The sequence below is a fragment of the Qipengyuania nanhaisediminis genome, assembly GCF_045862805.1.
GTDB classification, from domain to species: Bacteria; Pseudomonadota; Alphaproteobacteria; order Sphingomonadales; family Sphingomonadaceae; genus Erythrobacter; species Erythrobacter nanhaisediminis_A.
In genome coordinates, this window is sequence record NZ_AP025760.1 from 2048958 (window position 1) to 2063715 (window position 14758).

Consider the following 14758-nt stretch of genomic DNA (forward strand, 5'->3'; position numbering starts at 1 on the left):
GATCAGATCGATGAAATGACCTTGTCGGCGAGCGCGCGATCGGCCTCGGCATCGTGCTTTTCAGCGATGATGCTGCGCGATGCGGCGGCCGCGGCATTGGCAGCACTGGCGCGGACATTGTCGACCGCGTCGCGCTCGGCGGCGGCGATCTTGTCCTCGGCCATGCGCTGGCGGCGCGCGACCATGGCTTCGCTGTCGGCTTCGGCCTTGGCGAGGATGGCGTCGGCTTCGCGGCGCGCGCCTTCCATCATCTTTTCGGCGTCCTTCTGCGCGCCGGCGATCTTGCTGGCATATTCCTCGCGCAGGGTCTCGGCCTCGGCGCGCAGCGCCTTGGCTTCGTCAAGCTGCTGCTTGATCTGTGCGATCTTGTCGTCGAGCCCGCCGGTGATCATCCCGGGGACCTTCTTCCAGATGAAGACCCCGATCAGGACGAGCATGGCAAGGCTCACCCACTGATAGGAATCGACACCGAATGCGGCGGGGCCTTCGGCCACGAACAGGGTTGCGATATCAGCCATTGGCGAGCGCCTTCTTCACGGCAGACCGGGCGGTCCGCTTGTCGACCTTGGCCCCTGCGAGCCGGGCGACGATGTCCTGGGTGGCCTCGGCGGCGACGCTTTCGATCTCGGTCATGGCGCTGTTGCGCGCGGCCTCGATCTCGGCTTCGGCGGCAGCGAGCTGCGCGTCGAGCCGTTCCTGCGCCTTGGCCAGCTTGGCCTCGGTCGCGGCTGCGGCCTTGGCCTTGGCTTCGCCGATCAGGGCCTGGGCCTGTGCGCGGTTTTCGTTTTCGGCAGCGCGCCAGGCTTCTTCCTGCTCGTCAGCCGCGTCGCGGGCGGCCTGCGCTGCGGCAAGGTCGTCCTCGATCTGCTTGTCGCGCAATGCCACGGTGCTCATCACCTTGGGCACCATGCCGCGACCGATCAGGAAAAAGGTGATGCCGAAGAACACCAGCAACCAGAAGATCTGGCTGGAGAATGTTTCGGCGAGCTGGGCTATCTGGGGCATGAGCGCCGATCCGTCCTTGGGTCCGCGGTTAAATCAATATGTGCCGTCGGCGGGGCCGGCCACGAAAGGACCGGCCCGCACCAACAGGTTCGATCAGGCGACGAAGATCAGGATCATCGCGACGACGAACGCCAGCAGGCCGAGAAGTTCGGCTGCGGCGAAGCCGATGAACAGGCGACCCTGCTGGCCGTCTGCGGCGCCCGGATTGCGCAGCGCGCTTTCGAGGAACGAACCGAAGACGTTGCCCACGCCGATCGCGGCCATGCCGGCACCGATCGCTGCGAGGCCTGCGCCGACGAGCTTGGCTGCTTCTGCTTCCATTGTAATAACTCCTTGAAATTCAAATCGGTTGGAAAGGTAAATGTGAACTTAGTGCAAGTGCTCGGCGTCGTTGATGTAGAGCGAGGTGAGCAATGCGAAAACATAGGCCTGGATGCCCGCAACAAGGATCTCGAGCGCGCTGATCGCGATCATCAGGGCAAAGCTCGGCAGTGCGACGATCAGCGTGGTCCCGATGCCGTAATTGGCACCATCGATAACGAAGCTGGAGAGCACCTTGAGCAGGACGTGGCCGGCCATCATCGCCACGAACAGTCGCAGCGCGAGGCTGAAGGGGCGGATCAGGAAGGAAAACAGCTCGATCAGGAAGATCGCGGGGATCATCGGCGCGGGCGTGCCGTGGGGCACGAACAGCGTGAAGAACTTGATTCCGTGCTTCCAGAATCCGACGATCAGGACGATCGAGAAACTGATCGCAGCCAGGACGCCGGTGACGGTGAAGTGGCTGGTGAAGGTGAAGGCGTGGACACCCGGGATCAGCCCCACCGGCAGCAGGCCGAGCAGGTTGGCGAACAGGATGAACATGAACAGCGAGAAGACATAGGGGACGTATTTGCGCCCTTCCTTGCCGATATTCGCCTCGAGCATGTCGTCGATGAAGCCGGTGAAGCTCTCGACCGCCATCTGCCAGCGACCGGGCACGAGCTCGCGCTTCATCCCGCCGGCGACGAACACCCACAACAGGACGGTCGCGATCGCCATCCACAGGGCGGAATTGGTGAATGCGATGTTGAAGCCAGCGACTTCCCAGGTCTCGCCGAACAACGGCTCGATCTGGAACTGCTTCATCGGATCGACCTTGCCTTCTTCGGCTGCCACGATCTCTTGTTCCTTGGTACCTGTAAAAACGCCCCGTTTGACGGATACCGGCTCAGCAAGAGCCGTCATCCCCGGGGCGAGTGTTTGCCGCACGAATGATGTTCCTGAAGGCGACCCCGATTCCGAAGAACAGGCCGACCAACAGACCCCATGGGAGCGTGCCGAAGACCCAATCGAAGAGCCATCCCATCACGCTGCCACCAAGAATCCCGCCAAGCAGATCCGCCAGTACCCGGTTGCCGCTGCGATAGTTCGCATCGGCCCCCTTGACCGTCGGCCGGTTGCGCTCTTCTTCACGCTCGCGTGCGGCCTTGAGCCGCGCTTCGAGCGCGTCGATCCGCGCATCCTCGGCAATGGGTTCTCGGGCGGGTTTCTCGTCGCTCATGCTTGCGTCCTTGAAGAGGGATGCGAGGCACGCAACAACGAGGTGCCCGCCAAGGGCGCCTGCCCCCTAGAAGAGCGCGATTCCGGAGTCAATGGTGCCGGTGCGTGCTTTTGCCCCACGGGCACCGGATCACGGGCAGATCGGCAGTCTCTCGGGCGGCGCATCGGTGCGCGTCTTCCAGCTTCCGTCGGGCGCCTGGTACTTCTCGCCCGGCACCGTTCGCGCAATCGCCTGGCACCCGGCGGTGGTGGCGTATTGCTCGAGCGTCGCATTGTTGGCCTGCGCCTTTTCGGCATAGACCGCGCGGCGGCGGATATTGATGTCATTGACCAGCCGCTGGAGTGCGGGCGTGGCGGCGCCGACAATGCCGAGATAGCCATCGGTCTGTTCGCCCACGCTGCCATTGGCGCGCGCGGCGGCATAGGCCGGGTCGCGCTGGGCCTGGGCGGGCGCGACAAGGCCCGTAACCGCGACGATGCCGGCGGCAGCGGCGAGCAGCGATTTGGTAAGCGTGTTCATCATCATATCCTTTTCGCGTCTTCCGGCCGCCTCGGCGTCAGAAGATGTCGGCATTTTCCTCGATCGTGTTGCTGGCATCCTCGGCCAGCCGGTAGAGCACTTCGGCCCGGATATTGACATTGAGCTCGATCACGATCGGTTCTTCGGGGGCAGAGACATTGATGCACCCTGAAAGCGCGAGCGCGCCGAGCGCGGCCAATCCGGTCCTGGCCAATATTCTCGTATCCATGCGCCCGCTCCCTGTCTGAGCAATTCTTGTGGCAGCGGCGCCCATGATGGTCAATTTCGGCTCGGTCATGGCATTTCATCGCTTTCTGGAGGTTGAACGGCGGGTTCATCGCCGCGCTGGGGCTCGCCCGGCACTGGCGCTCGGGTCGACGGGTCTTCGGTGGGTTGCGGCACGGGTTCGACGAACCGGTCGCCGGGCACAAAGCGGCCGTCCTCGACCCTGAGCAGGCCCTGGTCGACCGGATTACCGAACACGGTGGGGTCGAACAGGCCGCGCACGATCGTGGCGAGCAGGTAGAAATTCTCCGACCGCACATTGATCGCGAAACGGATCGGGATCTGGGCGAGCTGGCGGGTCAGGAAATTGCGTTCCGCGCCCTCGCCCTGGCGCACCCCGTCGATCGTGAAATTGGTTATGATCTCGCCTGCGAGATTGCCGTTCAGCTCGATCTGCATCTGGTTGTAATCGAGCGAGCGCAGGGTCTGGAAGGCGAAATTGGCCATCGTGCCGAGGTCTTCGTAGGTCAGTTCGCCGACATAGGCGACATTGCCGCCCGGCGGCCGCGAGATCAGCAGCCCGCCGCGGATCGAACCATTGCCGGCCTCGTCGAAATGAATGGGGATGGTGCCATCGAATATGCCCGTGGCCGACAGGTTCGACAATTCCATCTGAGCCACGAATTGCGCCGCATCGAGCCCGACGATCTCGAACACGTAGCTTTGGCCGCCAGCGCCGCCATAATCGATCGTGACCGGTCGCAGGATCAACTCGCCGCCCATGAACGGCCAGCGCCCGCTGCCGATATCGATCAGTTCGCCATTGGTGAGCGCGAAGACCACCTCTCCGCCCAGCGCCTCGACACCCGGATTGACCGACCCGATCGTCAATCTCTGTCCCGGAGCGGTGGTGAGACCGAGAAGGTCGGTGAAGACGATTTCGCCGCTGAGGCCGCGCACCGGCCCGAACGCCGCCGCGAAATCGAGGGAATCGCTGCGGAAGGTCCCTGTCGAGGTGACATCCGATCCGTTCCAGTCGATCCGGCCCTCGCCTTCTATCTCGCCCTCGGCCGCGGCGATCACGCCCTTGGCGAGGTAGGACAGGTCTTCGGGTTGCAGCCGGTCGCCAAAGCGCAGTCCGGGCACGTCGAGCACGGCATGGCCGATACCGCTCGACAAATCGTGGCGCACCGCGACGTCGGTCACGCGCTGGCCTAGCCGGTCGAGCGGCGCGGTTGCGGTGATGATGCCGTCTGCAAGGCGCAGCTGCGCGCTGTCGGTCACCATCGGCTCGAACCGCGCCTGATCGGCCAGATCGGGCCCCGGACCAGTGCGCTCCGTCAGCGTGAAAGCGGCCTCGTCGATGGCCAGCGCGCCGTCTCGGTAGCGCCATAGGCCCGACAAGTGCGACAGGTCGAGCGGGACCGCATCGAGCCCGGCGGTACCGCCTTCGAAGCGCCCGCCGAACTCGCTGCCAAAGCCGCCCTCGATCGCGTCGAGCGTTAGGCGCACCTGGTTGCCGGCATCGCCTAGGACCGCGACGAGACCTTCGGCACGAAAGTCCCCCGGATAGCCGAGCACGGCGCGCGCGGCGGTGATGTGCGCGCGCGTTCCGGCAAGCTCGCCGGCAAGGTCGAGATCATCACTCGCCACCGCGATGGCGAGCTGGTCGCGGTAGCGCAGCATCGCCTCGCCATTGGCGAGCGCGGGGCACAAGGTCACCGCGCGGCCCCGAAGGCTCAGGTCGCCATAGACGAGCCGCTCCATCCGCACCTGCGTGCAGCGCCGCCCGATTTCCAGCCCTGCGCGCTGAGACCAGCTACCTTCGAGCGGGAGGACAAGCCCACTGACCTGCCCGCCGGGAATCGCGCCATCGGCCCGCACCTGTCCGTTGAACGTCACCCGCCCGCGCGAATCGCGGCGCAGTTCGAGCCGCGGGATTGCCAGCGCATCGGAGCCTGCGCGATATTCGGCCATGGCGATGCGCGCGACCAGGTCGCCGCCACGCACCTGCTGGATCCGACCGTTGATGCGCGGCATGCCCGCACCCCCGGTGAGGAAATTGCCGGTCAGGCGCTGGCCCCGGCTGGTATAGCTGATCCGCGACAGGGCGAGCACGCTTTCGCCGCCCGCACTGCGCAGCCGCGCCTCGGGCACGATCATCGACACGCCGCTCTCGCTCGTCCGCGCGGTCAGATCGCCCGCGATCGTCCCTCCGGCCACGGCACGCGGCAGCGCGGCTTCGAGCTTGCCCAGCAGCGGGGCGGCGAGAGTCCCATCGGCCGATCGCCGCCACTGCGAGAGCGCGGCAAGTCCCGCCCTGTCGATACGGGTGTCCTGCACGGAAAAGCGCGCGTTCCAGTCGCCGCTGGCAAAGCCATCGCGCGCGCGTACGGTTCCCGCCAGCAGGACATCGCCTGCGCCAATGCCCTGACCTGCGATATCTTCTCCGACCAGATCGTGTTCGAGCGCCAGATTGCCGAGGCCGCCATCCGGGCCGGTGGAAAGGCCAAGCGTCATGCGCGCGGTCCCGCCAAGCACGCCGAGCGTCACGCCGGGCGCTTCGAGCGCTTCGGCATCGATCCTGAAATCGGCATCGAGCGTCGCAAAATCGTCGGACAGGGTGATGTCGGCGGCGATGTCGAGCTTGCTGGCAGCGGCCCCTTCGCATGCCAGGCCGCGCAGGCGAAGCGGGCCGCTGAAGCGCGGCTCTCCGGCGCTGGTCGCGACCGTTCCGAAAAAGGTTGCCCGCTGCGCCCTGCACCCATCCCTGCCGAAACCGGGTGCGGTGGCGGCAATCATCCCGTCAAAACCGCCGTCGAGCGGCCCCTCGCCTTCGATCTTGATCCCGATATCGCCGTATTCGCTGGCGATCAGCGCCCGCCCGTCGCGAATGGCGATGTCCTGATTCGGCAATCCTGCCGGTTCATCGCTTTCGCCGAAAACCAGCGGATCGAGCGCGCCGAAGCTCACGGCCCCTCCGCGCCATTGGCCGTAAAGCCGCGGGCGAACCAGTTCGATGCGCGCGATGCGCGGGCTACCCAGCCGGTATGCGATATCGACGCGCACGGTGTCCACGACGAGGTCGGGCGCGGCCGGATCGCCGATCACGAGATTTTCGATGACCTGCTGCCCGGGGCTGATCGAAGCGATCTCGTAGCTTGCCGATATGCCTGCATCATCGAGCGCATCGTCGATGAGATTGGCGGCAATCCTTTCGCGCCCGATCCAGATCGCGGACGCGAAAAGGACGAGCGCGATCAGCGCGATAAGGCTCAGCCGCCAGCGCCAGCGAGCCGGCCACAAACGCAGCCGCCGGCGCGCGCGAAATTCGGGCAGATCATGTTCCGGTTGGGCTTCAGCCATCGCATCCGCACTTGCGCCCTAAGCATGCCAAAGGCAATGAAGTGTGAGACATAAATGGTGGTGAGGCGCAGATTGCCACGTTCTGAACAAGGTTTCGACTTCGGCGATGGTTCCGCCCGGCACGCCGACAGCGCGCAGGCGGTTTCGGATTCGTCGAAAAAAGCAGGTCTGGGCCACCGCCAGCGCCTGCGCGAACGCCTGCTCAAGGGCGGCGCCGAAGCGCTCGCCGATTACGAGGTGCTCGAATACCTCCTTTTCGCCGCGATCAAGCAGGGTGACACCAAGCCGCAGGCCAAGGCACTGATCGCCCGGTTCGGCTCGCTCGCGGGAGTGCTCAATGCCGATCCCAAGGCGATGCAGGCGGTCAGCGGAGTGGGCGAAACCAGCGCCGCCGCGCTCAAGGCGGTCGCGATCGCCGCGCGGCGCATGGCCCGCAGCGAAGTCGGCGCGCGGCCGGTGCTCGCCAGCTGGCAGGCGCTGATCGATTATCTCACCACCGACATGGCGCATCTGACGGTCGAGCGGGTGCGCGTGCTCTATCTCGACACGAAGAACCGGCTGATCGACGATCACCATGTCGGCGACGGTTCGGTCGACGAGGCGGCGATCCACCCGCGCGAGGTGATCCGGCGGGCGATGGATGTGGGTGCGAGCGCCCTGATCCTGGTCCACAACCATCCCTCGGGCAATCCCGAGCCGAGCCGCGCCGACATCCAGATCACCCAGCGCATCGCCGAGGCCGGCAGGCTGCTCGGAGTGACACTGCACGACCACGTGATCATCGGGCGCGAGGGCCATGTCAGCCTGCGCGCCAAGGGCCTGATCTGAAGCCGCAAGCGCGCGCGCAAGGCGTGGACAGCGCGCCGATCTCCCGCACCTGCCCCCTTGCCAAGCGCGCGCGCCGCGCATAGCCGCGCAGCGACACGAACCAAGCGGCCTTCGCAAAGGTCGCCCTGACAGAGAGCCCCGCCCATGGTCCCCCGTTACGCCCGCCCCGAAATGTCCGCGCTCTGGGAACCGGAAGCGAAATACAGGATCTGGTTCGAGATCGAGGCGCACGCCACCGAGAAACTGGCCGAGATGGGCGTGGTGCCGAAATCCGCGCCCAAGGCGCTGTGGGACTGGTGGGCGACGAACCCCGAAATCGACGTCGTGGCGATCGACGCAATCGAGGCGGTGACCAAGCACGACGTCATCGCCTTTCTCACCTGGGTAGCCGAACAGGTCGGCGAGGAAGCGCGCTTCGTCCACCAGGGCATGACCAGTTCAGACGTGCTCGACACAACGCTCGCGGTGCAGCTTGCCCGCGCGAGCGACATCCTGCTTGCCGATCTCGACGCGCTGCTCGATGCGATCAGGCGCCGCGCCGAGGAACACAAATACACGCCGACCATCGGACGCAGCCACGGCATCCATGCAGAGCCGGTGACCTTCGGGCTAAAACTCGCCCAGGCCTATGCCGAGTTCGACCGTTGCCGCGACCGGTTGAAGGCCGCGCGGCGCGAGATCGCGACCTGTGCGATTTCGGGCGCGGTCGGCACCTTTGCCAATGTCGATCCCGCGGTCGAGGCGCATGTCGCCGAAAAGCTCGGTCTCGCGGTCGAGCCGGTGAGCACGCAGGTCATCCCGCGCGATCGCCACGCCATGTATTTCGCGACGCTCGCGGTGATTGCCGGTTCGATCGAACGGCTTTCGGTCGAGGTTCGCCACCTGCAGCGCACCGAAGTGCTCGAGGCCGAGGAGTATTTCTCCAAGGGGCAGAAGGGGTCATCGGCAATGCCGCACAAGCGCAACCCGATCCTGACCGAGAACCTGACCGGTCAGGCGCGCATGATCCGCGCCTATGCCCTGCCCGCGCTGGAAAACGTGGCGCTGTGGCACGAACGCGACATCTCGCATTCCTCGGTCGAACGCTTCATCGGCCCGGATGCCACGATCACGCTCGACTTCGCGCTCGCTCGGCTGACCGGGGTGGTCGACAAGCTGCTGGTCTATCCCGATCGCATGCAGAAGAACCTCGATGCCATGGGCGGTCTCGTCCATTCGCAGCGAGTCCTGCTCGCGCTCACCCAGGCGGGCGTCAGCCGCGAGGACGCCTACCGGCTGGTCCAGCGCAATGCGATGAAGGTGTGGGAATCGGATGGCGCGCTGTCGCTGCTCGACCTGCTCAAGGCCGATGACGAGGTGACCGCCGCCCTGTCGCATGACGAGCTCGAGGAGAAGTTCGATCTCGAATACCATTTCAAGCATGTCGACACGATCTTCGCCCGCGTCTTCGGTTGACCCGGAGCGGCTAGACTCGCGAGTGAAATGCCCTAGGCTTGCAAGCCTCGGCGCACGATTAGAGGGGTGAACAGCTTGCAGATCCTACGCACGATAATCTGGGTCCTCATCCTGTTCGGGATGCTGACCTTCTCGTTCTTCAACTGGGACACGGTCGAGGTGAACCTGTGGGAGAATCTCGTCCTGGAAACCAAGGTGCCGATGCTGGTCATCGTCGCCTTCCTGCTCGGCCTGGTGCCGATGTGGCTATACCACCGCAGCGTGAAATGGAGCCTTTCGCGCAGGATCCGCAGCCTCGAGGCCTCGATAAAGTCGACCGCGCTTTCGCACCGTCATGAAGAGGCGCATACGCACGATCCCTATGCGGCTCCCGGAAACGAGGCGAGCGCGACCACGACCACGTCCGAACCGCAGGGCGGGCTGGCGCTCGATCCGGCCAGCAGCGAGGACAAGCCGTCGGCATGAGCAACCCGGTCTATCTCGCGCTCGATATCCCGCAGATCGATCCGGCCAAGGCGCTGATCGAAAAGGTCAAGGCGCATATCGGCGGGATCAAGCTGGGGCTGGAATTTTACTGCGCGCACGGCGCTCACGGGGTCCACGAGATCGCGCATATGGGCCTGCCGATCTTCCTCGACCTCAAGTTTCACGACATTCCCAACACCGTCGCCGGAGCGATGCAGGCGGTGCACGTCTATGAACCCGCGATCGTCACGGTCCATGCCAGCGGCGGGCGCGCGATGATGGAAGATGCCAAGGCCGCCGCGGCCGAGGGGTGCAAGGTGGTGGCGGTTACCATGCTCACCAGTCTCGACGAATCCGACCTCAGAAGCGGCGGGATCGCGGGCTCCCCGCACGATCACGTCATGCGGCTGGCCGAGCTGGCGCACACTGCCGGGCTCGACGGGATCGTGTGTTCGGGCCAGGAAGTCGGAGCGGTGCGCAAACAGTGGAAGGACGGCTTTTTTGTCGTCCCCGGCCTGCGCCCGGCAGGAAGCGGCACAGGCGACCAGAAACGCACCGTGACCCCGCGCCAGGCGCGCGATGACGGGGCGAGCGTGCTGGTGATCGGCCGCCCGATCAGCCGCGCCGAAGACCCGCAAGCTGCTGCACGAGCGATCGAGGCGACGCTGTGATGCCAGCGCGCATGGCCATGGGAGCCGCGCTTCTCATCGCCTCGGCCTGCACCAGCATCCCCGAACGCCCCGGCAATGTCGTCCTGATCGCTCCCGATGACGGCGCTGACCTGGTCCGTCAGTGTTCGCGGCAGGGTCCCGACGATGCGGCCGCGTTCTTCACTCCGAGCCCGCGCGAAATCACCGCGATAGAAACCGCGACCATGCGCGCCCTTCGCGAAGCGCGCGATGCGCACGAAGCCTATATCGCCGGGGCAAAAGGCCAGGTGACCGCGTTCAGCTGGCCCGATGACCCTTCGACCTATGAAAGGCAATATGTCGGCTATGTCTCGGGCGGGAAGCGGATGATCTACGGCAATTTTCTCCCCGGCGGCACGGGTCCGGCGAGCGCGCATCCGCTTGTCGTGTGCGATGGCGGCCCGCGCTTCTTCGGGGTCGAATATGATTCTGGCGAAAACCGGGTGGTGCGGATCGCCTTCAATGGCGGGTTTGGCGGCCCCTTCCTCGCCCCGATCGAACCGGGGGCACAGCCCAAGCCGCGCTGAACGGCAAGTGCACCGCTATTCGGCGAGCGCGGCCTCGGGTTCGTTCGCGAGGTCGGCTTCGTTCGTGGTTTCGGCGGGAAGGTCTTGCGCAAAGACCGGCGAATCGACGTTCCAACCGGCGAGCGCCATGTCATCGCCCGTGCCGAGGAAGGTGAAGGTCTCGGTCGCTTCGCCCTGTTCGAACTGGCTCGCCATGGTGATCACGGTGATCGTCTGGCCGTTATCGGAGGAAATGTTGATCCCGTCGCGATCGCTGCTCTCGACCTTGCCGAGGCGCGCGGCAATCGTCTCGACCAGCGCCTGCATGTCCTCACCCGTGGTCACTTCGCGGAATTCCGGAGCGGTCCTGTCATAAAGCGCAACAGCATCGCCCTTGTTGTAATCGGCATGGAACCGCGCGATCTGCTCGCCTGCCCCATCGACCTGCGCCATCGGGTTGCACGCGGCGAGGAAGAGCGCGGCAAGAGCGGCGAGGATCCGGATGGGCATGGGGCATGTTCCTTTGGGCTGAAAGTGGATTTGCACTGTTCTTGCAAAACCGCGCGCTGTGCAAGCGAGATGCTTTCGCCGGCGCCGCGATCGGACTAGAGCGGGCGCGATGCTGATCAAGATCTGCGGCCTTTCCACCAGCGAGACGATCGCGGCTGCCGCTGCGGCGGGGGCGAGCCATGTCGGCCTCGTCCATTTCGCGGCCAGCCCGCGGCATCTCGCGCTGGACCGCGCGGCGAGCCTGCGCGCAACCGTGCCGTCGGGCTTGAAGACCGTGCTCTTGCTGGTCGATGCGAGCGAGGAGGAGATCGCACATGCGGTAGCCCGGGTGCGCCCGGATATCGTCCAGTTTCACGGCAAGGAGCCGCCCGGCCATGTCGCGCGGATGCGCGGCGCGCTCGGGGTCGAGGCGTGGAAAGCGCTCGCGGTGCGCGACCAGGCCTCGCTTGAGAGCGCGCGCGAATATGCAGGGGCCGCCGACCGCATCCTGTTCGATGCCCCGCCCCCCTCGCCCGACGCAGCGCTTCCGGGAGGCAATGGCGAAGGCTTCGACTGGACCCTGCTCGCCGGACACAGGCACGCCGCGCCCTGGGGTCTTGCGGGCGGGCTGACGCCTGCCAACGCCCGTGCGGCAATCGCTGCGACCGGAGCGCCGCTCGTCGATGTCTCCTCGGGCGTGGAAAAGGCGCGCGGGGTCAAGGACGTGGACAAAATCGCCGCCTTCTGCAAAGCGGCGCGTTCCTTATGACAGACCAACCCAATTCCTTCCGCAACCAGCCTGACGAGCGCGGCCATTTCGGCGATTATGGCGGGCGCTATGTCGCCGAAACTCTGATGCCGCTGATCCTCGATCTGGAACGCGAATACCGCGCCGCACAGGCCGATCCGGAATTCCAGCGCGAATTCGACGACCTGCTCGAACATTATGTCGGCCGCCCCTCGCCGCTCTATTTCGCCGAGCGGCTGACCGAGGCGCTGCGGGCCGGATCACCAGAGGGGCACGGAGCGCAGGTCTGGTTCAAGCGCGACGAGCTCAATCACACCGGCGCGCACAAGATCAACAACTGCATCGGTCAGATCCTGCTGGCGAAGCGCATGGGCAAGACCCGCATCATCGCCGAAACGGGCGCAGGCCAGCACGGCGTTGCGACCGCGACCGTTTGCGCGCGCTTCGGCCTGCCCTGCGTGATCTATATGGGTGCAGAGGACGTGGCGCGGCAGTCGCCTAATGTCTTCCGCATGAAGCTGCTCGGCGCCGAAGTCGTCCCCGTCACCAGCGGCGGCGCGACCCTGAAGGACGCGATGAACGAAGGGCTGCGCGACTGGGTCGCGAATGTCCACGACACCTTCTACATCATCGGCACCGCGGCCGGCCCGCACCCCTATCCAGAGCTGGTCCGCAACTTCCAGAGCGTGATCGGCCTCGAGGCGCGCGCTCAGATGCTGGCGCGCACCGGTCGCCTGCCCGACCTGCTGGTGGCCTGTATCGGCGGGGGCTCCAACGCGCTGGGCCTGTTCCATCCCTTCCTCGACGACCCGGACGTGAAGATGCTCGGCGTCGAAGCGGCAGGCCACGGCCTCGACGGCGACGAACACGCGGCGAGCCTGCTGGGCGGCGCTCCGGGCGTGCTTCACGGCAACAAGACCTATTTGCTGCAGGACGAGGACGGCCAGATCACCGAAGGCCACTCGATTTCCGCAGGCCTCGACTACCCCGGCATCGGCCCCGAGCACGCTTGGCTCAAAGACACGGGCCGCGTTGAATACACCGCCGTCACCGATGAAGAGGCGCTCGAAGGGTTCCAGCTTCTCTGCCGCACCGAAGGCATCATCCCCGCGCTCGAACCTTCGCACGCCATCGCCGCCGTCGCGACCCGCGCCAAGCAGAAGAGCGAAGATGCAATCATTCTGATGAATCTGTGCGGTAGAGGCGACAAGGACATCTTCACCGTGGCCGAAAAGCTCGGAGTGGAGATATGACCCGCCTCCACGCCGCCTTCGACAAGCCCCACCCCGCCTTCGTCGCCTTCATTACAGCGGGCGACGGCGACACCGCAGCCAATCTCGACGCGCTGGTCGCGGGCGGTGCGGATGTGATCGAGTTGGGTATGCCCTTTACCGATCCGATGGCCGATGGTCCCGCGATCCAGAGCGCGAACCTGCGCTCGCTTGGCGCAGGCACCACGACTGCCGACGTTCTGCGGATCGCGGCCGAGTTCCGCCAACGCCACCCCGACACGCCGCTAGTCCTGATGGGCTATGCCAATCCGATGGTGCGGCGCGGGCCTGAATGGTTCGCCGATGCCGCCTCGCAGGCAGGCGTCGATGGCGTAATTTGTGTCGACATTCCGCCCGAGGAAGACCAGGCGCTCGGCCCGGCCCTGCGTGCGAAAGGCATTGCGCCGATCCGCCTCGCCACACCCACCACCGACGAAGCGCGTCTCCCGGCGGTGATCGAGGGAAGCCAGGGTTTTCTCTATTACGTCTCGGTCGCAGGGATCACCGGCAAGCAGCAGGCCGCGATCCAGTCGATCGAGGAAAACGTCGCGCGCATCAAGCGGTCCACCGACCTGCCCGTCGCGGTCGGCTTTGGCGTGCGCACGCCCGAACAGGCCGCCGACATCGCCCGCGTCGCGGACGGCGTGGTGGTCGGCTCGGCCTTCATCGACCTCGTCGAAGAATTTGGCAAAGGCGCTCCTGCCAAGCTACAGGAGCTTGCAACTGCGATGACGCGCGCGATGCGCGCCGCCACGCAAGGCAATCGCACTTAAGGGATTTTCGAAATGAACTGGTTCAACCGCGTCCGCAATTCGCTTGGCTTCGGGGCCGACAAGAAGGCTTCGGAAAAAGACCTCTGGATCAAGTGCAAGTCGTGTCAGGAAATGCTCTTCGTCCAGGAATACGAGGACAACCTGAGCGTGTGTCCGCGCTGCGAGCACCATGGCCGGATCGGTGCAGATACGCGGCTGATCCTGCTGCTCGACGATGGCTATGAGCTTCTCGAACTGCCCGAGGTCACCGAAGACCCGCTCAAGTTCAAGGACCAGAAGAAATACACCGACCGGCTCAAGGCCGCGCGCGCCAAGAACCCGGCCGACCAGCCCAAGCGCGATGCCTTCGTGGTCGCCTCGGGCGCGATCGAAGGCAATCCGGCAGTTGTCGGCGTTCAGGACTTCACCTTCATGGGCGGCTCGATGGGCATGGCCGTGGGTGAGGCGTTCATTCGCGGTGCCGAGCGCGCTCTGACCCGCAAATGCGCCTATGTCGTCGTGACCGCCGCTGGCGGCGCGCGGATGCAGGAAGGCATTCTCTCGCTCATGCAAATGCCGCGCGCGACCGTGATGACCCGCCGCCTGAAAGAGGCGGGGCTGCCCTATATCGTCGTGCTCACCGATCCCACCACCGGCGGCGTCACCGCGAGCTATGCCATGCTCGGCGACGTCCATATCGCAGAACCGGGCGCGCTGATCGGCTTTGCCGGACAGCGGGTGATCCAGGACACGATCCGCGAGCAATTGCCCGAAGGCTTCCAGCGCGCCGAATATCTGCACAAGCACGGTATGGTCGACATGGTGGTGCCGCGCCACGAGCTCAAATCGACGCTCGCAAGCGTGCTCGGCTACCTGCAGCCCGCCCAAGCGGCCTGA

At 65.5% G+C, this 14758-nt stretch carries 18 protein-coding genes; 9 read left to right on the forward strand and 9 right to left on the reverse strand.

Annotated features, from left to right (window positions below; translation table 11 throughout):
* Positions 1-2: 2 nt before the first annotated feature.
* The 8 genes from ACKTSM_RS09890 to ACKTSM_RS09925 all read right to left on the reverse strand — a co-directional run bounded on the left by ACKTSM_RS09890 (position 3) and on the right by ACKTSM_RS09925 (position 6658).
* Positions 3-518, reverse strand: coding sequence for a hypothetical protein (locus tag ACKTSM_RS09890; RefSeq protein WP_407874490.1), 516 nt, complete (start codon positions 516-518; stop codon positions 3-5).
* Positions 511-1005: an ATPase gene (locus ACKTSM_RS09895; protein ID WP_407874491.1), complete on the reverse strand. Its 495-nt coding sequence runs from the start codon at positions 1003-1005 to the stop codon at positions 511-513. The genes ACKTSM_RS09890 and ACKTSM_RS09895 overlap by 8 nt, the downstream gene beginning before the upstream one ends.
* Before the next feature lie 93 nt (positions 1006-1098).
* A complete protein-coding gene (locus ACKTSM_RS09900; protein ID WP_027442220.1) occupies positions 1099-1326 on the reverse strand; it encodes a F0F1 ATP synthase subunit C in 228 nt (75 codons plus the stop codon).
* Between the two features lie 48 nt (positions 1327-1374).
* Positions 1375-2163: a F0F1 ATP synthase subunit A gene (locus ACKTSM_RS09905; RefSeq protein WP_407874492.1), complete on the reverse strand. Its 789-nt coding sequence runs from the start codon at positions 2161-2163 to the stop codon at positions 1375-1377.
* Between the two features lie 52 nt (positions 2164-2215).
* Positions 2216-2548: an AtpZ/AtpI family protein gene (locus tag ACKTSM_RS09910; RefSeq protein ID WP_407874493.1), complete on the reverse strand. Its 333-nt coding sequence runs from the start codon at positions 2546-2548 to the stop codon at positions 2216-2218.
* Positions 2549-2677: 129 nt separating this feature from the next.
* Complete coding sequence (locus ACKTSM_RS09915; protein WP_407876350.1) at positions 2678-3073, reverse strand: YdbL family protein; 396 nt, start codon at positions 3071-3073, stop codon at positions 2678-2680.
* Between the two features lie 31 nt (positions 3074-3104).
* Complete coding sequence (locus tag ACKTSM_RS09920) at positions 3105-3296, reverse strand: YnbE family lipoprotein (RefSeq protein ID WP_407874494.1); 192 nt, start codon at positions 3294-3296, stop codon at positions 3105-3107.
* 65 nt (positions 3297-3361) lie between these two features.
* Complete coding sequence (locus tag ACKTSM_RS09925) at positions 3362-6658, reverse strand: YdbH domain-containing protein (protein ID WP_407874495.1); 3297 nt, start codon at positions 6656-6658, stop codon at positions 3362-3364.
* Positions 6659-6712: 54 nt separating this feature from the next.
* Here ACKTSM_RS09925 and radC point away from each other — a divergent pair, with 54 nt between their 5' ends.
* The 5 genes from radC to ACKTSM_RS09950 all read left to right on the forward strand — a co-directional run bounded on the left by radC (position 6713) and on the right by ACKTSM_RS09950 (position 10622).
* Positions 6713-7486, forward strand: a complete 774-nt coding sequence (radC, locus tag ACKTSM_RS09930; RefSeq protein ID WP_407874496.1) for a DNA repair protein RadC — start codon at positions 6713-6715, stop codon at positions 7484-7486.
* Positions 7487-7630: 144 nt separating this feature from the next.
* Positions 7631-8941 (forward strand): adenylosuccinate lyase, encoded by a 1311-nt coding sequence (gene purB, locus ACKTSM_RS09935; protein WP_407874497.1) that lies wholly within the window; start codon positions 7631-7633, stop codon positions 8939-8941.
* A gap of 75 nt (positions 8942-9016) precedes the next feature.
* Entirely contained in the window at positions 9017-9406 is a 390-nt protein-coding gene (locus tag ACKTSM_RS09940) for a LapA family protein (protein ID WP_407874498.1), read from the forward strand.
* Positions 9403-10077 carry an orotidine-5'-phosphate decarboxylase gene (gene pyrF / locus ACKTSM_RS09945; protein WP_407874499.1) on the forward strand — a complete coding sequence of 225 codons (675 nt, stop codon included), beginning with the start codon at positions 9403-9405 and terminating at the stop codon, positions 10075-10077. The genes ACKTSM_RS09940 and pyrF overlap by 4 nt, the downstream gene beginning before the upstream one ends.
* A complete protein-coding gene (locus tag ACKTSM_RS09950; protein WP_407874500.1) occupies positions 10077-10622 on the forward strand; it encodes a hypothetical protein in 546 nt (181 codons plus the stop codon). The genes pyrF and ACKTSM_RS09950 overlap by 1 nt, the downstream gene beginning before the upstream one ends.
* A 15-nt stretch (positions 10623-10637) precedes the next feature.
* On the opposite strand, the gene ACKTSM_RS09955 is transcribed toward ACKTSM_RS09950, so the two are convergent.
* Complete coding sequence (locus ACKTSM_RS09955; protein ID WP_407874501.1) at positions 10638-11111, reverse strand: hypothetical protein; 474 nt, start codon at positions 11109-11111, stop codon at positions 10638-10640.
* A 109-nt stretch (positions 11112-11220) separates the two neighbouring features.
* Between ACKTSM_RS09955 and ACKTSM_RS09960 the strand changes: the two genes are divergently transcribed.
* Genes ACKTSM_RS09960 through accD form a run of 4 tightly spaced genes read left to right on the forward strand, consistent with a single transcriptional unit; the run spans position 11221 to position 14758 of the window.
* Complete coding sequence (locus ACKTSM_RS09960) at positions 11221-11859, forward strand: phosphoribosylanthranilate isomerase (RefSeq protein WP_407874502.1); 639 nt, start codon at positions 11221-11223, stop codon at positions 11857-11859.
* On the forward strand, positions 11856-13091 hold the full coding sequence (gene trpB, locus ACKTSM_RS09965; protein ID WP_407874503.1) for a tryptophan synthase subunit beta: 1236 nt from the start codon (positions 11856-11858) through the stop codon (positions 13089-13091). The genes ACKTSM_RS09960 and trpB overlap by 4 nt, the downstream gene beginning before the upstream one ends.
* Positions 13088-13882, forward strand: a complete 795-nt coding sequence (gene trpA / locus ACKTSM_RS09970; RefSeq protein ID WP_407874504.1) for a tryptophan synthase subunit alpha — start codon at positions 13088-13090, stop codon at positions 13880-13882. Before trpB ends, trpA begins: the two co-directional genes overlap by 4 nt.
* Before the next feature lie 12 nt (positions 13883-13894).
* Positions 13895-14758, forward strand: a complete 864-nt coding sequence (gene accD / locus ACKTSM_RS09975) for an acetyl-CoA carboxylase, carboxyltransferase subunit beta (protein WP_407874505.1) — start codon at positions 13895-13897, stop codon at positions 14756-14758.